Here is a 19917-nt window from a genome sequence, read left to right as displayed (position 1 = left end):
TAAAGGAGGTCTCCTTCTTGGATAAAATTAATTGTGATTTCTCTCCATTAAAAATAAAAATTGTAGAGGGAATTCATTCTATAATGGCTGACCTGCAAGACAGCCTTCTGGTTCTTGGCAGCGAAAATAATTGTCTACTCGGCAAACTTGAAGACATCAAATCAAACTTTCTCAATATCGAGTCAGCCGCAGCCACATTTTACTTAAATTGCTACCTATCTGCGTTTACTGATAAATTTGAAGATCTATCAGCTGCTATCCAAAATTTATCTAAGAATCGATATGGTGCCTTAATAGTGGTTGAACGCACTGACTCTCTGGAGAATTTCATTCAAAAAGGTATGATGGTCGGGGCGCCATTGACCTCCGTATTACTGGAAACCATTTTCTATCCTGGCAATCCTCTTCATGATGGCGCAGTTTTAATCAGGGCGAACCAAATAGTCTCTGCATCAAATGTTCTTCCCTTAACTCAAGCAGTCATTATCGAAAAAAAACTCGGTACACGCCATCGGGCTGCCCTGGGATTGTCAGAACTAACCGATGCACTTGTATTAGTAGTATCCGAAGAAACTGGCAAGGTGTCGTTTGCTTTAAACGGACGGCTTTATCCTATTTCAAACTTGCAGACAACACACTAACCAAAGATGCGGAATTTAAATATCGGGTGCAGTCCCTTTCCCCTGTTCCTACATGAGTTTAGTTTGGCGGCGAGATAGCCTGCTGTCTAAAATACTTGAGAAAAATCCATTTATATAGGTTTATTGTCCATTCCTTTTCCTGTGATTCTGAATAAATTAATCTTAGAAAAGTGAAAGGGGATAAATCATGGCTAAAAATAGGCGAAATCGCAACAATGGCCGTTCAAGGTCAAATTCGGATTCAAATGTCGATTTTACGATTGACAATGATTTAAGGAATCGGTCTAAAGTAAACTCTGACGTAGATAATGAAATCGATTCAAAAAACCGTTCAGATAATAACAATGATAGTGATAATGATCTAAAAAACCATAACCGAAGCAGCTCACATGCAAATTCCAAAATTATTAACAGCGGTAACGCAAGAGTGGATTTCTGTATCGATATTAATGTAGATTCTGATTCCAGATCTAGAGTTCGATCCCGCTCAGACGCAGATTCTGAATCTGACCAGGACCAAAACCAGGATCAAGACCAAGAACAAGATTAATAAATAGATATAAATGAGGCGGTATAAGAAAACCTTATATCGCTTACTTTTGTGTTTTGTAATAAATCCCTTGAAATATCAGAAATTAATTTTATATAACCTTCCTCCCTATTAGACTGATAAATAAAAAAACATTCCCATAAGAAGTGGAAATGTTTCCTAGGGACAAGCTATTCTCAGCTTTTTAACAACCAGCAAGTGTATGAGTAAAATGGTCAATAATTTTTCTATCGTCGCTCCATCCGCGAATAGAACCGGTCCAATGCCAAAAAATGCAACTAACAAATAAAAGTACTGTATAGAATACCGATATAACAATAGTCAAGTTTCTCACCATTCTTCAGCTTTATTTGGCCTTTTTGTATCTTTATATAAACATCCCACAGTCCGCACCCTGCGTTATGGATCTATTCTGATATCCACCCAAGTTTTTTGCGGTAACTAAAAGACTCTTTAATAAATTAAACATCATTTCTGCCTCAGAACAAATGGAATGAGAATTTCCCAATAGTCTTAAAATTAGCCGTAAAGTTTCAGGGACGAACAAGAGAATCCCTCGGGTTCATGTAAGCTCGTGCAAAAGAAAAACGATCTTCCATAAGGGAAAATCGTCTCTAGAGTAAAATATACAATTCAGCTGTGGATCACTTCTCTAAGCTCCAGATAGCGTTCTAATTTTCTTTTTACCCTTTGAAGGGCATTATCAATGGATTTCACATGGGTGTTTAATTCATTTGAAATTTCCTGATAAGTCTGGCCATCAATATACAAAGCCAGTACTCTTCTTTCTAAATCACTTAGCAATGCTGCCATTTTTAATTCAATATCATCCGCATTCTCCTGATTAATAAATAAGGCTTCAGGATTCATAATCTTAGCAGCTGGTATAACATCCATAAGGGTATGATTTGACTCTTCGTCATAAATTGGCTTGTCCAAAGAAACATATGAATTCAGTGGAAAATGCTTTTGACGCGTAGCAGTTTTGATCGCAGTTATAATTTGCCTGGTTACACATAGCTCGGCAAATGCCTTGAATGAAGTAAGCTTGTCCTCTTTGTAATCTCGAATAGCCTTGAAAAGTCCGATCATTCCTTCTTGAATGATGTCCTCTTTATCTGCTCCAATCAGAAAATAGGGGCCTGCTTTGGCACGAACAAAATTTCGATACTTATTAATCAATATTTCAGAAGATTCACCATCACCGCTTTGCACTCGTCTCACTAATGCTTCATCGTCTAATTTAGCAAAATTATCAATCAGCCTTACTCCGAAGTCTACACTCACTCATATCCCCCCACTAATTCAGATGAGTTTTTGATGTTTAATAACTGATACCTAACCTCCCAGCTGGCCCATTGATCGAGAAGGTTTTTAGGAGTTATTTTTAGCTTAGCACAGTTATGTATTTTAATATTTCATTACATTTCCTAAGCTAGGAGCATAAAAGGCAGGTTATACCCTGTTCTAAGACTCCAGGTCACCAGGCTAGTAAGTTACAAAAACTATTAATATGTAACTTTATATTAACCCACAGAAGCATTTAAAGATATCAGCAAATATCGACTATTGTTGACAATAGTTGTCATATGAATCAGTCCAAATTTCTAGCGATATACCATACCTCTCCAGATAACTTCCCGCAAAAGCAGGAAATTTCCAATTTTTAATCACTCTAAATATTATAGGTTTTTTTAGTTTATAGCGCGATAATTCTCAAAATATCTGGATTATATAAGGCATAAGTCCCACAGAAATAAAACAAAGATTAAGCTCTATATAACTTGCCTGTTGATTTCCACTGGCACTCGCTTTTTCGAGGGCGGTCCGGGATCCTCCTCTCACGTTTACACCTGCGGGGGTCTCCCTTGACCCCATTCTCGCGCAGGAGTTTCGCGCCTGCAGCGAAGTTTACATAGTGGCATAATCCCATTGAAATTTAATAAAGCCTTATTTTTTAATTAACTTCTGATTTCGGTACAGGCGCCAAATAACTCTAAGAAGAATATTAATATTTTATACTCTTCCCATCCATTCTTTTTTGCTATGAAGCTTTAGTCCAACTAGGGAAAGAGTAAGTATATATAGGAGGTATTCACTTGGAGGAATATATGCCCTATCAAATTATAGATGAAAATTATCAGCAGCAGGAAATCGATGAAAGACAATACGGTGGTTACGGCGGAGGGTATGGCGGCGGCTACGGTGGAGGGTATGGTCAATATTATCCCCGTCCTCGTCCAAGACCAAGACCGAGGCCATATTATCCGTATTATCCGTATTACTATCCTCGCCCGCGACCTTACTATCCGTACCCTTATTATCCTTGGTATGGCTATGGCGGCGGTTACGGCGGAGGATATGGCGGCGGTTACCGCTAACCAAAACAAAGCCTGCCCTGTTTTCAGGGCAGGCTTTGTTTTCTTATAGAAGTATATGACTTTACCTGGTTTATTACGGATGAATGCTCAGCCATTTACCGATCTGTGCTTGAGGAAAGAGTGAGAAACGGTGGCTGCTAGTAGGATTTTCCATTAATGTCAAGAAGGCTGCCGCTTTGGGAGTAAGTATTTTGGTTTGCGAGCAGCTTTTTAATGTTTAAGAGCAAATTCTCAGTCTTCCGAGTAACATGGGAACACTTGCGAGCAATCAACCCCTTTACGAGCAAATGTTGTGATTTGCGAGCAGTTTTTTTAATATTAAGAGCAAATCCCAGTCACGCGAGCAGTCAACCGCATGGAGCAACCTGCCACTCGCACACTGAAGCCACAAGTACGGGCTGTATGCCATTCGAGCAGCCATTTAACAAGTGCAGCCATCCTAAATTAATATAGAGCTCATAAAACCAATTTGAAAAAGAGACCTGGTTCAATCCAGATCTCTAAATTCTTTATTTTGTAATTATATCCTTTAATTCTGACCAGCTTGTAATACGGGGTATTTTCATATGCAGATTGTAGGACTGGTTCATGACATAGACTTTTAGCTTCTCAGAAGATAATGTTTCGAGAACGGCGGGTTTGTCGTCAAAGTAATAATCCAGCTTCAGACTACGGATGATTTGAATCTTTTCTTCATCTTTCATTCCGCAAAAGAACCTGCCTTCTTGCATAGGGAAACCCTGCTGAGTCATCCATTTTCTTGTACCTTCTTCATGTTCTTTGGGTCTTGCGGTGATATAGTAAATTTCGTGACCCTGTTTGTCAAGCTCTTGTAAAGTTTCTACCGCGTTTGTAAGCGGCGGGCAGGATGTATAGTAAATTTCATGTAATAAACTGTTCCACATTTTTTTACCTTCTGCTGCTGATAGACCGAAGGCTTCGTGAATTTCCACGGTATTTAAAGCATGATATACATCTAAACCGACATTTTTGTTCAGTCTGCGGTTATAAATGTGAAAAGCATGTTCACGCAAATTGATTAATGTATCATCAATATCAAATCCAAACTTCATCTTTCTTCTCCTAGTAAGCTTTTTTCATAAACCGGATAGCCTGTAAATTTAAAGTCTTTTCCGATTTTCACAACATCTATATCTTCAAGCTCGATCGCATCAGCCATTTTGTCAATTCCTGTTCCCTCAAAGAACGTGGCTGCATCTCGGCCGCCTATTAGTTTAGGCGCCATATACAAGACAACTTTGTCCACTAGCTTATTTTGTAAAAAGGCGGCATTTATGGTGCCTCCTCCTTCAATCATTAGGGAAGATACAAGCCTTTCGCCCAGTATTTTCAAAACTTCCTTGGGATTAACCTGTGACACCCCATTTGTTACAAAAACCTGTATTCCTAAATTCTCAAGCACTTTTCGTTTATCCTGATTAAAATTTTGCGAGGTGAAAACCCATGTTTCTGCTTTTTCATCCGTAATAACTTTGGCTTCTAAAGGAATAGATAACGAGGAGTCCATAATCACTCTTATCGGATTACGTCCATTTGGAATTCTGGCAGTCAGTTCAGGATCATCCTTGATAACTGTATTAACTCCCACCAGAATCGCCATATTTTCATTTCTTATTTTATGTACATCCTGTCTGGCTTCCGCAGACGTAATCCATTTACTGTCATGAGTATAAGCAGCAATTTTTCCATCAAGCGTTATTCCAGCTTTTAGCGTAACAAAAGGGATTTTTTCAACAATAAATTTGTTGAATACCTCATTCATCTTTTCCGATTCATCCCTCAGAACTCCAATTTCCACATCAATTCCAGCGGCCTGGAGAATTTTCACGCCATTTCCTGCAACTATCGGATTAGGATCTAGGGCAGCTATGACCACTTTACTTATTCCTGCTTCGACTATAGCAACTGCACAGGGCCCGGTTCTTCCATAATGGGAGCAGGGTTCGAGTGTAACATAAATGGTACCGCCCTTTGCTTTTTCGCCAGCCATCCGTATAGCATGGATTTCAGCGTGGGGCTCCCCTGCTTTCAGATGGGCACCGATTCCCACTATTCGGCTGTCATTGACGATTACAGCCCCAACCAAAGGATTCGGGTCTGTCTGCCCTTTCATAGCTTGTGCATTCCTTAACGCAGTTTCCATATAAAACTCGTGGCTACTCATTTGGACAGGTCCCTTCATCTTTTAGATGACCCGAACGCTGTATTTTAGTCTGTAAATATTTTTCATTAAACTCGGAGATATCTCCCCATATCGGAGTCCGACCTGAAACTAGCATTCCTGATTCTTTCAGTGCCTGCAATTTTTTTGGATTATTAGTAATTAAAGTAACAGGTTTAGTTCTAAGTGCTTTTAACACTTTAATGGCATCACTGTAATTTCTTGAATCATCCACAAAGCCAAGATTAACATTTGCTTCTACCGTATCATAGTCATTTTCCTGAAGAACATAAGCCATCGCTTTGCTGAATAAACCAATTCCTCTTCCTTCATGGTTCGCTAAATAAAACAGAGCTCCTGTTCCGTGTTCCTGAATCATTTTCATGGATTGTTTTAACTGATACCCGCAGTCGCATCTTTTACTTCCAAAAATGTCACCGGTATGACAAATGGAATGCATGCGGATCAATGCGTCTTCATTCAATTCGAAATCTCCATAAACCAGTACACTGGATTGCTGTAGTTCCGCCAGGTTTTGCGAAGAAAGCTTATCAATTATTCGTTCGTAGTCCTCTGATACTTCTTCTGAGTTTAACCAGCTATACCATTGAAAGATAACAGTCTCCCCATATAAATTAACAGGAAGCCTGATGGGGCCAACCAAATATATGGCTCCTTTTTCTGTATGGATCAGCTTTATTTTTTTTTCTAAGATTGAAAGTACTTTTCGGTCTAATTTTGTTTGATTCATTGTATGGTCATTCCTTTTATTATTAATGGACAGCTTTTTTTAAGCCAGTACTATAGTATCAAAAACCCTTCCTGAAAAGTCAGAAAGTTTTAAGCATAATATTGAAATCTTAAACAAGTAAGCTGTAACTATGGCGGTTACATAATAATAGCATGATTATGCGATTATGTACTCTTTTTATGCTTTTGCATTAAAAAATAATTAATGGTTAAAGAATTGAAAACCTTAAATGAACATACTAATTCTTTCATAGGCTAAACGCTGGGTTAGCCGCAATCTTAGAACAGAGCTGACTGCTCGTAAGAAGCTTAGCCAAATTGAATAAGTTAATGTATCATTTTGTGGAGGTTAAAATTACTCTTGTCTGCCTTAAATAGTAAGACGTATATCTCCATTTAATAAAAGAAAACAGCCGAATAAACGTAACCAGTTCATTTTTATAATCCCCAGCGGCTGAATCATTTATAATGATACTTGTATGGAAGTATCAAAGTAGAACAAAAGAAAGCTAACAGACATGTAAAGGATGCGTAAAATAAGATGAAGTATATTGTTGTAGGTGCTGGAATAATGGGAGCCTCAACCGCATATAGGCTGGCTAAAGAAGGTGCAAATGTTACCGTTATTGACCGGAAAGATAAGGGTCAGGCTACCGATGCAGCTGCAGGAATTGTTTGTCCTTGGCTGTCTCAGCGGCGAAATCAAGCATGGTACCAGCTCGCAAAAGGGGGAGCGGGATATTACCCTTCCTTGATTGCTGAACTTATAGAAGATGGAGAAAAGGATACAGGTTATTCAAAAGTTGGAGCTATAAGCATTCATACAGAAGATGCTAAGCTGATTGCTATGGAAGAAAGAGCTGTAAAGCGAAGAGAAGAAGCTCCGGAAATAGGAACAATCAGCCGACTTACTCCAAACGAAGCAAGAGCACTTTTTCCCCCTCTTGCAGAGGGTTATGGTGCTGTACATATCAGCGGCGCTGCCCGTGTAGATGGAAGAGCGCTCCGGGATTCACTGCTGAGGGCCGCCCAAAAACACGGAGCAGAACTAATACATGCTGATGCTTCTCTTTATTTTGAAGGAAATCAAGTCTTGGGGGTACAGTGTAATGGAGAAATAATGGCAGCTGATTTAGTCATTGTGTGTGCTGGTGCATGGGCAAATAGATTATTACAGCCGCTGGGCATTCATTTTAATGTACACTTTCAAAAAGCACAGATCGTTCATTTGGAGTATCCTTTTGGAGATACAGGCAGCTGGCCGGTTGTGATGCCGCCAAGCGATCAGTATTTGCTTGCATTTGAGAATAATCGGATTGTTGCAGGTGCAACTCATGAAAATATGGACAAATTTGACCTTACCATTACCTCTGGCGGTTTGAACGAGATTTTAAGCAAGGCCCTTGCTATCGCACCTGGCTTAGCTGAAAGCCGATTTCTGGAGGCGAAAGTCGGTTTCCGCCCATTCACGCCTGGCTTTCTGCCTGTTATCGGTACTCTGCCTGGCTGGAAAGGTATTTTAACCGCAAATGGTTTGGGAGCCTCTGGTCTTACAATGGGTCCTTACCTAGGTACACAGCTTGCCAAGCTAGCATTGGGGGCTGATTGTGATATTGATGTTGGAAAGTATGACCCTGCCGGCGCTGTGGCGGAGACTTAATAAAAAGGAGCTGTCTGCAGCTCCTTTTTGTCATATTGACAGATGCATAATATATGATCTTCCTCTTTTGCCCATTGCCCGGATGCCTTTATCTGTAAAACCGCCTTTTTTATACACATGCTGCGCTATTGTATTCTTATGGTTCACTGCAAGTACAATCTCGTTTTTATCGGGGAAATGTTTCTTAATAAATGACGGCAGCCTTCGAAAACATTCATGGGCAATTCCTTGGCCCTGGTAATCCGCTTGAATGGAAAAGGCCCTTATAAGAATAGCTCTTTTGTTGCTATAAAAAGACTTTACACCCTCCCAGCCGTGAAGAATGAAAAACCCAGCAGGCTGAGTCCCGTTCAATATGACTATGGGATATCGGTCTTCAGCTGTATCGTAAGATTTAATAGCATCTTTGGGAAGGGAAGTAAAGAATGCCTGATCCTCCGTTAAATAATAATCTTCCTCCACTTGCTTTTTAAATTTTTGCTGATAGAAATCAAGCGTTACAATTGCATTAGAAGATCGTGTACTCATCTGATTTCTCCTAACCGAATGTGTATTTTGCAGCTAGATGGAAAATTATCTGAATATTATTTTATAAAATTTGAATGTATAGTCATCAAGAAATAAGCTTCTAAAGCGTCATCCTAACTGGATTCCCTCATTTACTGTCTCTTCAGACATACTTCCTGGATTGTTTCCAAATAAAATTTTCACATTATAAAAGTATACTTAAGAGTTAGACAGCCACAATATAGGGAAAAGGAGATGTGAAATGAGACATATATTGCCGCTGTTAATTAAGTTTATCGCTACTTTTTCTATGCTGGGCATTATTCTTGGGTTATTTAACAACTTTTCGATTTTCGATGTGCTGGTCATATCGATTTTATTAACTGTAATTGCTTATATATTAGGCGATTTAGTGATTTTAAGAAGAACGAATAATTTAATTGCCACTGCAGCTGATTTTGGACTGGCTTTTTTTCTAATTTGGCTATTAAGCAGAAATTTAACTTTCCAGGATAACCTAGTATCAGCCTCCCTGGCTGCAGCTCTTGGAGTAACTTTATTTGAATATATTTTTCATCGCATCATCCCTAGAGGTGACAATCGTTCTGTGCAAGCTAAGGGACATCAGAGCAAAGGAAGAGGTTCATCACGTTTTCAAACAGAGGCTTCTGAGGACCTTACCCCGGTACGTCCAGACGTAAGGAGTAAAAAGGAAAACGAAGATGAAAAAAATAACTAACCATATATTTTTTATTTATAGGATAAGCTCTTTGAAGATCTTTACATGTTTTTCCCTTTAATCAATCTTTATTATGTATAAAAGGCAGAATCCGTTAGGAAACTGCCTCTTTTTTATATGTAAAATCCCATATGTTTTTTCCTTCCTCATTATAATAGCTGGTTCTATCAAACAAAGTTCCAGTGTGAAATTCAAATTTATGTCCGTCTCTGTCGGTGAAATAAATCGATTTTTTATCCTTTGTATCTCTCTGACGCCCTGGAATAATGTTAACGTTAAGTAAAACTAATTTTTCATATACCCTGTCGTAGTCCTTTTCTTCTATACTAAAAGCCAAATGGGTATACGACTGGTGAATTTTAACAATAGATCAGGACTTTTCTCTATGGGACTTGCTTGATTTTGTACTTCAACACCCATATGAAGGTTTTTCTAAATTGTAAAGAAAGCCTGGTTATAGAACCGCTTTTTAACAGTCCATATCCAGGCATTAAATTTCTTCAGCAACCTTTGCTGCTTACATTCTAAATGAAGAGCAATAAACTAAGTGCCATAACGACCATACCGCCTATTAACCCATAAATAGATAAGTGATCTTCATCATATTTTTTCGCAGCGGGAAGTAATTCGTCCAGAGATATAAATACCATGATCCCTGCAACAGCTGCGAAAATAATTCCGAACATCACATCATTAAGAAAAGGCATTAAGATAAAATATGCCGCTATAGCCCCAATAGGCTCCGATAAGCCGGACAAGAATGAAAGTTTAAATGCCTTCTTCTTATCTCCTGTTGCAAAATAAACTGGTACAGAAACAGCGATTCCTTCTGGAATATTGTGAATAGCAATTGCGAAGGCTATTGCAATACCAAGAGCTGGATCCTGTAAGACAGATGTAAACGTGGCAATGCCCTCCGGAAAATTATGAATTGCAATCGCAAGGGCGGTAAATGTCCCCATCTTTAAGAGCGCCGGGTCTTTTACGGTCTTTCCTGAAGAAGTCATTTCCTCCACCTTCTTTAGTTCGTGCGGGTTCCCTGCCTTAGGAATAAATTTATCAATCATTGCAATTAACAGCATTCCTCCAAAAAAGCCCGCGACAGTCAGCCAGTTTCCAGATTGAACCCCCATAGCACCCACCAACGCATCCTTTGCTTTAACGAAAATTTCAATCATCGAAACGTATATCATTACACCAGCGGAAAATCCAAGAGCTATAGAAAGAAATTTGGTATTCGTGGTGGAAGTAAAAAAAGCAAGCAAGCTGCCAATTCCTGTTGCAAGACCTGCGAACAAAGTTAATCCAAAAGCAAGCAATACATTTTCAGCCATCTGTTCTCCTCCTTTATTTTTTATAAACTATGCGTATTACTCATAAAAGTTTCCTATGAGCAACATTTTACACCTTACGAAATAATTTTCACATCAATAAACCATTTAAATTAAAAAATTCTAGAACTTTTGCAAAATGGAATTTTTCTCAAAAGAAAAAGCCGATTATGGATTCCCATAATCGGCTTTGCTTGGAGGCTGTTTAAATAATAGCTTCTTTATCAGCATGATCTTGATAATGATCGATAAGGTAATTATAAAATACTGCCATGGAGGTTGTAACATAAGGCGCAAGCCATAACAGCCCAATTCCTAACGTGAAAATACATAAAATTGCCCAACCAATAAAGCTAAGGTTCATTAGGAAGAATTTCCACTTATAGCCCTTCATTAATTTTTTACTTTCAGTTATAGCCTCAAGAATGGATAATTCTGGACGATCTCTTAAAATAAAAAATGTTTGTGAGTAAGAAAAGCTTTTTATGATTCCGGGAATAATCAATAATAGAGACCAAAGTACTAAAAAAATAGCAATAAGAATAGAAGCTCCGATGATTTTCAGAACCCATTTCCCATTCGAGTAAATAGTGAACAGCTGGGAAACTTTAATACTTTCATGCCTGGAAACATGTAAAAAGACCCAATAAAATGCTGTAGATAATGGCAATAAAATGATCGATAAAATTATGTTAAACAGATTTGCTTCTATAGGTGTCTGTTCTTGATTCCACCACTCATTTAAGCCCCCCGCAATCAAGATTTCACCAAAAAAGCTCAGCAATGTGTTAAATAGGAAAAAAATAAAAGTAACTAAAACCGCAGCTCCCCATTTGCCGTTCAGTGACCTTTTTGCCTCATTTTTAATTTCAGAAATTGACACACTTACACCCCCTTTTTCCAGTAGGATTATACCATGATTTGTCTAAATGACGGTAAACAGAGCAAAAATTGAATTTTAAGACTTACAATAACTTTTGCAGCTTATACTTCCTGAATCTAACCTGCTGCATGAATGGTTATACCTCATTTAAATTATTCTATTTTTAAAAGGGTAAGATATGAATCAATTTTTATACGTTATTTGTAATCTCTTGTTAAATAACACTTCAAACTAAAGTGAAGTATGGTTTGAAGCAAAATAAAGAGCCTCACGCATGAGGCCATTTTTGGAAGTAGAACGGATAATAACGAGTCCTAAAGCCATAAAGAATTAAACAAATAGACAGACAACAATTAATCTTTTTTCTAGACAGGGTTCCTTTTTTTCTCTTTCCTTGAACACCCTAGCATGCATAATATAGCAATTTCTTAAAAAAACACTTTGCCTAGCGGAAAAAGTAATTAGTGCGGATTCACTAATAAAATCTGTTTATTACGTAGTGGGGAAAGAATCTGACTCCAAATAACGATCTCTAATAATCTGCCTATGATGGAGTTCATGTCCTGCAATAATAGCTGCCAGCGCTCGTACACTGACTCCTGAACTGTTTGCGATCCCTTTTTTAAGCCAGTCTTCCTGATTTAAGCTTTTTAATAATTGCAGGGTAGAATAACGGACGGCAGTATAATTTTCTAGCAGATCTTCAATGGACTGAGTATGAAAGGAAGCTTCCATAACATAGGTATTTTCATCATACCCGGGCAAAACTGTTGTTTCTCCCCTTGCAAAACTCAGAAGACGGAAGCTCATGATGCGCTCAGTATCCGCAATATGGCCGATCACTTCTTTAATGCTCCATTTCTGTGGGGCATATCGAAAAGCAGCCTGTTTGTCTGTCAGCTTTTTACATTCTTTTTTCATGCTTGCCATTTGCAAAGTAAGTGTGCTAAATATATCTGCATCCTGAACCAGGTTAAGATATGATGAATAATAGGGGGCATATTCACTTTTTTCTGGTGTAATATCCATAATTACCCTTCTTCCTTTTTAACTATGATCTTTCTGTTTTGTTAAACAGACAGTATAATGTTTCGAATAAACAAGAAATTACTTACACATTTTACTTAATATTTGATTTTTGCTGGCTTAATAGCACAGCAGCATTCATTCCTGCAGCCATTTGTATGATAATGACTCCAGAGGTACTTCATTCTTCCTTAAATGACTTATTAAATCCTGGTTGATATGTATTTTTCCGGTCACATATTTTTCTACAGCCAGACAAAGGACATCCTTTTTGTATAACTTTAAGTTCCAAAGCAAAGGTTTTTCTCCATCAAAAGAAGGCTCAGTGCACAAATAGAAGATATTTTTTATATAATCCTCAAGTTGTCCTTTTATTATAATCAGGCCGTCAGCATGCTGTGCTGCACCTTTTATGTATATACATTCATCAGGAAATTCATCTGCTGGGCAAGACAATTCAAAGCCATCACAAGACATCAGAATTGTTGAAAAAATATCTTCCCATACAGGCTCTTCACATATATTTTGGATAATAATTATTTCCTTCAAACAATCACCTTATTTATTAATTTTAAGTTTTCTTACTCTATTAAAACTCATATCTGAGTAATTTTATACCAATTTAACAACTTATTTTACTTTGCAATACATTTTTAATAAAAAATACATCTATTGGTAATGTTCTTCTGTTAAATTATATTAAGAAAATGAAGTATTGGAGAAAAAACAATGAAACCTTCTAACTGTAAAATACAGCAAAAAATAAATGAATTAATAAAAAAAAGTTATGAAATTAAAAAAGAGCTTGATGAAACACCACATCAAGACAAAAAAAGGTTTACATCTTTACTTACAAACCTTTTGAAAGTGCATAAAGATTTAGATGAGATCCGGGAATAATCGTATCGTCACATTCCAGGAAGCCGGCCCTAAGGTCAGCTTCCTTTTTCTGCATACCTATGTAAAGAATCAGGCCGGGTAAAGAGCTAATGAATAAAGAAAGAATCAACAATAGCTGTTTAACTTGACCATTTATCAGAATAATAGACCCATATGTAACGTGATCAGGAAGTGAGCAAGTCCCCTATAAGACTATTTCCAGGTATTTTTCAACACACGCTGCCAGTTTTGATGAGATATCTTCAATAGATCTGAGTCACTAAACCCTTTCTCCCTTAAATCCTGAATGATTTTTGGAAGACCTGTTACATCTTTTAGCTCTGCAGGTATGTTTGTGCCGTCAAAGTCGGAACCGAAGGCCACATGGTCAATCCCGAATTTCCCAGCAATATACTCTATATGACGGCTTATTTCGTGTATTGGAGTATTGTCGTCCCTCCCTCCATCTTTTCGAAGCATACCGATTGAGAAGTTTATCCCTACTACCCCTCCAGATTCAGCAATAGCCGCTATTTGTTTATCCGTAATGTTTCGAGACATTGGACACAAAGCATGTGCATTGGAATGTGTAGCAACAATAGGCTTATCAGTAATATTGGCAACATCCCAGAAGCCTTTCTCAGTCAAATGCGAGGTATCTAGCATGATCCCAAGGCTATTGCACTCCCGGACGAGATTTTTGCCGGCTGCTGTCAATCCTCCGCCGATATCAGGTGAAGATGGAAATTTAAAAGGAACTCCCTCACCAAAAGCATTTGGTCTGCTCCATACTATGCCAAGTGACCTGAGGCCTGCTTTATAAAAAACATGGAGCGCATCTAGATCTGTATCAATAGCTTCTGCACCTTCAATATGAAAGATAGCTGCGACGATTTGCTTCTCGATGCAGGAAGATAATTCGTCTGAGCTTCTAACCACCTTGAAGCGTCCACTCGATTCTGCTTCATAACGGAACAAATTCGCAGCCATTGCATGTGTTTTACGAACGGCATATTCATGGTCAATAGGCGGAGGCAGGGGTATTTCATACCCTAAGCCCGTTTCTGCCGCTTCCATTTTGTAAGAAGAGTTTGGGGTAAACACGGCAAAGAACCCTCCGCCAAATCCGCTTCTTTCTGCACGGGGAAGATCAATATGGCCAGCGTCAGATTCTATAAAAAAAGAACGGCCTAGCCCTCTTTCTGAATGATAAAGGTTTAAAAGTGTATCGTTATGACCATCCAAAATAGGAAAATGATTCATATATCTGCCTCCTTTAAATTATCTGTCTATTCTATCATATCAGGGCCGCCCAATGTTTTGACAGCTTATTGTTTCTACAAATTTTTATACATCATAACATGCGGGCCAATACCGTCTATTTCAAAAATCGCTCCATGTACCCGTAATCCAAGCTTCTGGTAATAACCACTTGCCGATGTTCTTGCATTACACCACCAGACACTTGCTTTCCTGCTCTGTAATAACAGTTCAGCTTCTTTTATAAGGATGCTTCCTGCTTTTCTGCTGCGATAATGTGGCAGTGTAGCCATTCCCCTTAAGCGATATTGATGTTCATCGTCAAAGCCGGAGTTTTTTTCCTTATAAAATGATGCAATACTAATCAATTCCCCTTGAATAAAACCGCCTAAATGAAAGGTATTGTTCTCCTCATCATTTAGAAATTTACAATCATCAATAGTTTGATTAGGACGCAGCACATTATGTCTTATAATATATGTATCTTTCGCTTCAATTCGTAAAACTTCCACCAAGTAGCCCCCTCCTCAATAACAAGCCTTCCCTTCTAATTCCATATTACTTAGTATGATCTTGTAATCATACCTAAAAATCTTAAAAACTCCTTATTTAAATCTCTTACTTTTATCAACCTCTAAATTGGTAATACTATCCTCATTGTATAATTATTACTACTCCTTTATAATCTTCTAGAATACAAGAAATATAGAAGTTGAAAGGGAGAACAGCGTGAAAAAACTGGGGGCAATTTTATTATCTTTTTCATTGTTATTGAGTTTATTTCCTCACCTGACAATGGCTGCAAAGCAGTCTGATTTTGAGCAAAAGTTAGACGAATATTTAAAGAAAGTAAGCGGGATTAGAGGATTTGATGTAACGAGGGAAGATATCCAAGTTTCACTTGCAGCGTACGACGAATCTCTAGCCGATTATGAATCGGTAAATGAGCTTAGCCAGTCCCTAGGTACAGTCATAAGAAAAGACCTGAGCAATATAAAGTCCATTTATGAAGAGCACGATCTGGATGAAGCCGGTCTTGTAAACTTACTGCAAGAAAATGGAGAAGTACTTAATGATTATGTATTTGTGTACGATCTGACTGACGCAATCTATACATATATGGAAGGCGAATTTGTACAGGATCCTAACTTTGAACAGGATTTAGAAGGCTATTTAGCAAAAATTAGTGCAACGAGGGGCTTTCAAGTAACAAGGGAAGATCTAGAAAACTATCTTGAAACATTCGAAGACAGCCTGGATACCTTTGAATCCGTTGCTGAGCTTAGTGAATACATGGGTGATGTTATAAAATCAAATTTAAGCAACCTGGATTATTTTAATGAATACTATGATTTGGATAAAACATCTCTTCTCAGCTTATTGAAGGAAAACGGTAAAGATATCAACAACTATGTCTTTATGGATCAATTAGAAGAAGACATATGGACCTTTACTGAAGGGGAACTCCCTGAAATGGATGAAGAGATTGCGGAGGATATTCTTCCAATATTCGAAGAGGAACTTGGGCTAACAGAACAAGAACTCGAGAATATAGAAAAACATCTAACAACTTTAGAAGACGTATTATCAGATCCTGTTACTATGGATAGATTGGATGAACTAGCTGAAAAAATGATGGCCTTTGAAGACTTTGAGGTCGCGACAGAAATTTCACCTAATGAAATCGCAGAAATGACTGCCATTTATAATGAATTCTTATCCATCTTTCAGCTTAAAGCTGATTACAGCTTAGTTAAAAATGGCACTGAAACTTCATTATCCATTTTGGATTTGATAAACATGAAAGAATTGATAGATGCTAAGCTTAAAATCACTCTTTATACAACAGGCGGAGATCTCCTTGCTGACCTGCTGATTTCTGGTGACATGGTGGACTCTGATACCATCATTGATGCAGGGGAGCAGGTTGAGGAATCAGTCGAGGATGTAAAGCAAACAGTCTCAAATGGCGGGGCTGCTTCTAAAGTAGAAAAACCTAAGCATCTGCAAAAAGAAACGTTTAAAAAGCATGAATCCATTCAAACTGTAAAGGGTGCAAAACTTCCGAAAACTGCTTCGGATTATATTCCTAATGCCCTCCTTGGTCTTGCACTAGCGTTTGCAGGCTTCATGATGTACCGCAAAGTAAGGACAAGCTGAGATGAAAGGAAGAAATAATGGAAACAGCCGTCAAAAGCGGCTGCTTCTTATTTCACTCTCTTTGCTGCTAATTATCAGCGGTTTGTTATTAACAACAACAAATGTCTATAAATATGCAAAAGGGTATTTTTTATTTCAAACTAACGCTTCTACTGATGATAAAGAGAAAGATTCACCTCCAAAGCCTAAGCAAAAAAGAAAAATGATGAATCAAAATGAGCTGTATCCTGTACGGCCTAAAATCGGTGAAGAAATAGGGGAACTGTATATACCAAAATTAAAAGCTGCACTTCCCATCTACCACGGTACAAATGAGGATGAACTGGAAAAAGGAGTCGGACACTTTGCCGGAAGTGTGCTCCCTGGCGAAAAAGATAATTCCGTATTATCGGGACATCGTGATACAGTGTTTAGAAATCTTGGAGAAGTGGGAGACGGTGATTCACTGATTGTGCGGACATCAGCAGGTGAATTTCACTATAAAGTAAATAAAGTACGGATTGTGGATGCTGATGATCGAACAGTAATTGTCCCTAAACCACGTGCAACACTTACTGTTAGTACTTGTTATCCCTTTCATTTTATTGGTTCAGCACCTCAGCGATACATTTTGTCAGCTTATCTTGCTGACAAGAAAATTAATTAACAGAAGAGAGGATTCCAGCCTCTCTTTTGTTATTTTTTTATCTTTTGAGATGCTTCGATTCTATGCAAAAATATAATTCATTCTGCTATAAAGGCTTTGTTGAACGGAAGACAAAAAAATATATTGTCTGGTATGAATTTCAGAGAACTGAGCCCGTTCGATATATAGCTAATAGAAAACTTCATACCTAATCCCCATAACAGCTGACTTTCTAATAAACCACTCTTTTAAAAAAACCAATCCATCATTCTTTTACATCATGTTATAATGATCCAAAAAACTATACTAGGGGGATAAGAGATGGATTGGCTTGAAGCCTCGAATGAGAAGTATACCTTTGAAGCCTTTTCAATATCCCACATAACGGTAATTTTACTTTTATTCACTATTTCTGGATTCATATTTTTATATAGGACAAAGCTCGGACAAAGCGGGCTGAGGAAAACGGAATGGGTGACAGCCCTTTCTCTGCTTGCTGCAGAAATTGGTTTTCACTTGTGGATGATTCAAAACGGAATATGGACAGCCTCCCAATCTTTACCGCTGGAGCTTTGCAGTATAAGCTTGTTCTTGACTGTCGCACTTCTCATCACCAGGTGCTATGTTTTTTATGAATTGTTACTTTTCACCTCATTACTGGGAGCTTCTCAGGCTTTATTCACACCTGTTTTAATTTTTGATTTTCCCCACTTTAGATTTTTCCACTTCTTTTATACACATTTAATCATAATTTGGGTCCCCCTCTATTTCACGTGGGTATTTGGCTATAGACCTACCCTATCGTCAGTTATTAAAGTTTTTCTTTTTCTGAATACCCTGCTGCCAATCGTGATGGGAGTCAATAGGCTTGTTATGGGCAATTACATGTTCTTAAGCCATAAACCTGAAAGTACTAGTTTACTGGATTCATTGGGACCCTACCCGTGGTATATACTTTCCCTTGAAGGATTATTAGCGGCACTGAGTTTGATTGTATGGATTTTGTTCAGAGAAAGAACGGCAGATGGACCTTTCCGGGTAAACAAATGAAGATATTAATAATATAAGTCTATATAGTATGTATTTCGAAATGGAATCTTCGGTCTAGTAAGGTTTTGTGTTACACATTCCTATGTGAAAGAGGCAGCTTCCAATAAGGAAGCTGCCTCTTTTTAGTATAATCGATTATGATAGCGGGAAAAGGTTAGATGCATTTTCCAAATAGCAAATATTTTTACACTATTTTACCAAACTAAGAATCTATTTAGGCACCTTTTTAAGAATGTAGAAAATTTAATATACCTAAAGGAAAAAATAAATTTAAGGAGAATAAAAGTATTGGTGGTTTTTTACAAAAACTGTAAACATTTTGTAAAATAAGGAATGTTAATAGATTATAAGGAGTCTAAATATGAGCCTATTAATAAATGAACAGCTGAAAACGATTGCTGACCTTGTTTTAAATAAGAAAGCAGAGCTTGCGGAACAAAGAAAAAATGCGGATGAACACATTTATTCTGCTAAAACAAATCATTTTCTTTCCATTTGGAGAGAGAATCTTATAGAAATTTATGCAAATTCTATCACTAGAGATCTTGATGAGACATATCTTCACCTTAAAAATTGGGGTGATAATATTGTAAACCTGCTCGTAGATTTACAGATTCCGCTTGATCTGGCTATTGAGGAAGTCCGATTTTATCGTGAGACAATTGGTATTATAATAAGAGATGAAGCAAAAAATCTGAATTTCTCTTTAGACTCCCTTTATGATGTCATATCTCGTTTCGATTCCGTGGTAGACCGGGCTGTTCATTGGCTTAGTTTGTCTTACTCACGCACCCATGCTGCGCTGCTGCAGGCAGCCGAAAAAGAGATGGATGATCTAACCATTCCGATTGTACGGGTGACAGAAGAAATTGGTGTTCTTCCCCTTATTGGTGATATTGATACACTAAGAGCCCAGCAATTAATGGAAAGGGCCTTATCCCAAGGAACTGAATTGAATCTTTCGTATATTATTATTGATTTATCAGGGGTACCTATAATAGACACAATGGTGGCGGCTCAGCTGTTTAAAGTTATTTCTGCCCTTAAGCTGATTGGCATTGATGCGAAACTAACAGGCATCCGTCCAGAAATAGCCCAGACCATGGTCAACCTGGGTATTGATTTTCAGGATGTACACACCTTCTCCAGTCTTCATCTTGCCATAAAGTCCTTAAATAAATAGCAGATCATTTTTCGGTAAAGGTTCCATGCAGAGTCTTTGTTTTCAAAAAAAAATAAGATTTGAGTAACATAAAAGGTTTCTTGCTAGTCATTCGATTTAAATGAAATAAT

22 protein-coding genes and 1 pseudogene are annotated in these 19917 nt (G+C 37.8%); 10 read left to right on the top strand and 13 right to left on the bottom strand.

The features are described 5' to 3' along the window. Positions 1–17: 17 nt before the first annotated feature. Positions 18–641 (top strand): sporulation-specific diadenylate cyclase CdaS, encoded by a 624-nt coding sequence (gene cdaS / locus JOC77_RS02360; protein WP_204538029.1) that lies wholly within the window; start codon positions 18–20, stop codon positions 639–641. 187 nt (positions 642–828) lie between these two features. Then, positions 829–1191 (top strand): hypothetical protein, encoded by a 363-nt coding sequence (locus JOC77_RS02355; RefSeq protein WP_204538027.1) that lies wholly within the window; start codon positions 829–831, stop codon positions 1189–1191. A 159-nt stretch (positions 1192–1350) separates the two neighbouring features. Here JOC77_RS02355 and JOC77_RS21795 read toward each other — a convergent pair whose 3' ends face one another. Beyond that, positions 1351–1476 carry a DUF6954 family protein gene (locus tag JOC77_RS21795; RefSeq protein ID WP_377337111.1) on the bottom strand — a complete coding sequence of 42 codons (126 nt, stop codon included), beginning with the start codon at positions 1474–1476 and terminating at the stop codon, positions 1351–1353. 348 nt (positions 1477–1824) lie between these two features. Then, a complete protein-coding gene (gene sigH / locus JOC77_RS02350) occupies positions 1825–2478 on the bottom strand; it encodes an RNA polymerase sporulation sigma factor SigH (protein ID WP_204538025.1) in 654 nt (217 codons plus the stop codon). Between the two features lie 812 nt (positions 2479–3290). On the opposite strand from sigH, the gene JOC77_RS02345 reads away from it, so the two are divergent. Next, positions 3291–3572: a hypothetical protein gene (locus JOC77_RS02345; protein ID WP_204538023.1), complete on the top strand. Its 282-nt coding sequence runs from the start codon at positions 3291–3293 to the stop codon at positions 3570–3572. A gap of 509 nt (positions 3573–4081) precedes the next feature. On the opposite strand, the gene JOC77_RS02340 is transcribed toward JOC77_RS02345, so the two are convergent. Genes JOC77_RS02340 through JOC77_RS02330 form a run of 3 tightly spaced genes read right to left on the bottom strand, consistent with a single transcriptional unit; the run spans position 4082 to position 6505 of the window. Next, a complete protein-coding gene (locus JOC77_RS02340; protein ID WP_204538021.1) occupies positions 4082–4645 on the bottom strand; it encodes a 5' nucleotidase, NT5C type in 564 nt (187 codons plus the stop codon). Beyond that, a complete protein-coding gene (gene ribD, locus JOC77_RS02335; protein ID WP_204538019.1) occupies positions 4642–5757 on the bottom strand; it encodes a bifunctional diaminohydroxyphosphoribosylaminopyrimidine deaminase/5-amino-6-(5-phosphoribosylamino)uracil reductase RibD in 1116 nt (371 codons plus the stop codon). Before ribD ends, JOC77_RS02340 begins: the two co-directional genes overlap by 4 nt. Further along, positions 5750–6505, bottom strand: coding sequence for a GTP cyclohydrolase II (locus JOC77_RS02330; protein WP_204538017.1), 756 nt, complete (start codon positions 6503–6505; stop codon positions 5750–5752). Before JOC77_RS02330 ends, ribD begins: the two co-directional genes overlap by 8 nt. A 540-nt stretch (positions 6506–7045) precedes the next feature. Between JOC77_RS02330 and JOC77_RS02325 the strand changes: the two genes are divergently transcribed. Next, positions 7046–8164, top strand: coding sequence for an NAD(P)/FAD-dependent oxidoreductase (locus JOC77_RS02325; protein WP_204538016.1), 1119 nt, complete (start codon positions 7046–7048; stop codon positions 8162–8164). A 30-nt stretch (positions 8165–8194) separates the two neighbouring features. On the opposite strand, the gene JOC77_RS02320 is transcribed toward JOC77_RS02325, so the two are convergent. Continuing rightward, the gene (locus JOC77_RS02320; protein WP_204538015.1) at positions 8195–8692 is read right to left on the bottom strand and encodes a GNAT family N-acetyltransferase; all 498 of its coding nucleotides are present in this window, start codon (positions 8690–8692) and stop codon (positions 8195–8197) included. Between the two features lie 241 nt (positions 8693–8933). On the opposite strand from JOC77_RS02320, the gene JOC77_RS02315 reads away from it, so the two are divergent. Further along, complete coding sequence (locus JOC77_RS02315; protein ID WP_204538014.1) at positions 8934–9410, top strand: YndM family protein; 477 nt, start codon at positions 8934–8936, stop codon at positions 9408–9410. Between the two features lie 113 nt (positions 9411–9523). Here the strand turns inward: JOC77_RS02315 and JOC77_RS21130 are convergent. The 5 genes and pseudogenes from JOC77_RS21130 to JOC77_RS02295 form a co-directional block, all read right to left on the bottom strand. Beyond that, a pseudogene (locus JOC77_RS21130) lies at positions 9524–9771 on the bottom strand (VOC family protein); the annotation flags it as partial. 163 nt (positions 9772–9934) lie between these two features. Continuing rightward, positions 9935–10744 carry a zinc transporter ZupT gene (gene zupT, locus JOC77_RS02310; protein ID WP_204538013.1) on the bottom strand — a complete coding sequence of 270 codons (810 nt, stop codon included), beginning with the start codon at positions 10742–10744 and terminating at the stop codon, positions 9935–9937. Positions 10745–10946: 202 nt separating this feature from the next. Then, positions 10947–11624, bottom strand: coding sequence for a DUF975 family protein (locus tag JOC77_RS02305; RefSeq protein WP_204538012.1), 678 nt, complete (start codon positions 11622–11624; stop codon positions 10947–10949). A 492-nt stretch (positions 11625–12116) separates the two neighbouring features. Continuing rightward, the gene (locus JOC77_RS02300; RefSeq protein WP_204538011.1) at positions 12117–12653 is read right to left on the bottom strand and encodes a DinB family protein; all 537 of its coding nucleotides are present in this window, start codon (positions 12651–12653) and stop codon (positions 12117–12119) included. 135 nt (positions 12654–12788) lie between these two features. Beyond that, a complete protein-coding gene (locus JOC77_RS02295) occupies positions 12789–13199 on the bottom strand; it encodes a hypothetical protein (RefSeq protein WP_204538010.1) in 411 nt (136 codons plus the stop codon). Between the two features lie 180 nt (positions 13200–13379). Here JOC77_RS02295 and JOC77_RS02290 point away from each other — a divergent pair, with 180 nt between their 5' ends. Further along, complete coding sequence (locus JOC77_RS02290; RefSeq protein WP_204538008.1) at positions 13380–13550, top strand: hypothetical protein; 171 nt, start codon at positions 13380–13382, stop codon at positions 13548–13550. 192 nt (positions 13551–13742) lie between these two features. Here the strand turns inward: JOC77_RS02290 and JOC77_RS02285 are convergent, their stop codons facing one another. Further along, positions 13743–14792 carry a dipeptidase gene (locus JOC77_RS02285; protein WP_204538006.1) on the bottom strand — a complete coding sequence of 350 codons (1050 nt, stop codon included), beginning with the start codon at positions 14790–14792 and terminating at the stop codon, positions 13743–13745. A 74-nt stretch (positions 14793–14866) separates the two neighbouring features. After that, positions 14867–15304, bottom strand: a complete 438-nt coding sequence (locus JOC77_RS02280) for a GNAT family N-acetyltransferase (protein ID WP_204538004.1) — start codon at positions 15302–15304, stop codon at positions 14867–14869. Positions 15305–15518: 214 nt separating this feature from the next. Here JOC77_RS02280 and JOC77_RS02275 point away from each other — a divergent pair, with 214 nt between their 5' ends. The 4 genes from JOC77_RS02275 to JOC77_RS02260 all read left to right on the top strand — a co-directional run bounded on the left by JOC77_RS02275 (position 15519) and on the right by JOC77_RS02260 (position 19807). Continuing rightward, entirely contained in the window at positions 15519–16949 is a 1431-nt protein-coding gene (locus tag JOC77_RS02275) for a processed acidic surface protein (protein ID WP_204538002.1), read from the top strand. Position 16950: 1 nt separating this feature from the next. After that, positions 16951–17595, top strand: coding sequence for a class D sortase (locus JOC77_RS02270; protein ID WP_204538000.1), 645 nt, complete (start codon positions 16951–16953; stop codon positions 17593–17595). Positions 17596–17895: 300 nt separating this feature from the next. Further along, positions 17896–18624 (top strand): YwaF family protein, encoded by a 729-nt coding sequence (locus JOC77_RS02265; RefSeq protein WP_204537998.1) that lies wholly within the window; start codon positions 17896–17898, stop codon positions 18622–18624. A gap of 361 nt (positions 18625–18985) precedes the next feature. Then, positions 18986–19807 carry an STAS domain-containing protein gene (locus tag JOC77_RS02260; RefSeq protein WP_204537996.1) on the top strand — a complete coding sequence of 274 codons (822 nt, stop codon included), beginning with the start codon at positions 18986–18988 and terminating at the stop codon, positions 19805–19807. Positions 19808–19917 lie beyond the last annotated feature (110 nt).

The organism is Peribacillus deserti, assembly GCF_016909175.1.
GTDB lineage: Bacteria > Bacillota > Bacilli > Bacillales > DSM-1321 > Paraperibacillus > Paraperibacillus deserti.
Note: the sequence above shows the minus strand (reverse complement) of the source record. Positions and strands in the feature narration are given on the sequence as shown.

Bases quoted from the DNA above. Each gene is read 5' to 3' on its own strand.
- JOC77_RS02355 (WP_204538027.1), top strand. From the start codon at position 829: ATGGCTAAAAATAGGCGAAATCGCAACAATGGCCGTTCAAGGTCAAAT.
- JOC77_RS02340 (WP_204538021.1), bottom strand. From the start codon at position 4,645: ATGAAGTTTGGATTTGATATTGATGATACATTAATCAATTTGCGTGAA.
- ribD (WP_204538019.1), bottom strand. From the start codon at position 5,757: ATGAGTAGCCACGAGTTTTATATGGAAACTGCGTTAAGGAATGCACAA.
- JOC77_RS02330 (WP_204538017.1), bottom strand. From the start codon at position 6,505: ATGAATCAAACAAAATTAGACCGAAAAGTACTTTCAATCTTAGAAAAA.
- JOC77_RS02325 (WP_204538016.1), top strand. From the start codon at position 7,046: ATGAAGTATATTGTTGTAGGTGCTGGAATAATGGGAGCCTCAACCGCA.
- JOC77_RS02320 (WP_204538015.1), bottom strand. From the start codon at position 8,692: ATGAGTACACGATCTTCTAATGCAATTGTAACGCTTGATTTCTATCAG.
- JOC77_RS02315 (WP_204538014.1), top strand. From the start codon at position 8,934: ATGAGACATATATTGCCGCTGTTAATTAAGTTTATCGCTACTTTTTCT.
- zupT (WP_204538013.1), bottom strand. From the start codon at position 10,744: ATGGCTGAAAATGTATTGCTTGCTTTTGGATTAACTTTGTTCGCAGGT.
- JOC77_RS02300 (WP_204538011.1), bottom strand. From the start codon at position 12,653: ATGGATATTACACCAGAAAAAAGTGAATATGCCCCCTATTATTCATCA.
- JOC77_RS02290 (WP_204538008.1), top strand. From the start codon at position 13,380: ATGAAACCTTCTAACTGTAAAATACAGCAAAAAATAAATGAATTAATA.
- JOC77_RS02285 (WP_204538006.1), bottom strand. From the start codon at position 14,792: ATGAATCATTTTCCTATTTTGGATGGTCATAACGATACACTTTTAAAC.
- JOC77_RS02270 (WP_204538000.1), top strand. From the start codon at position 16,951: ATGAAAGGAAGAAATAATGGAAACAGCCGTCAAAAGCGGCTGCTTCTT.
- JOC77_RS02265 (WP_204537998.1), top strand. From the start codon at position 17,896: ATGGATTGGCTTGAAGCCTCGAATGAGAAGTATACCTTTGAAGCCTTT.
- JOC77_RS02260 (WP_204537996.1), top strand. From the start codon at position 18,986: ATGAGCCTATTAATAAATGAACAGCTGAAAACGATTGCTGACCTTGTT.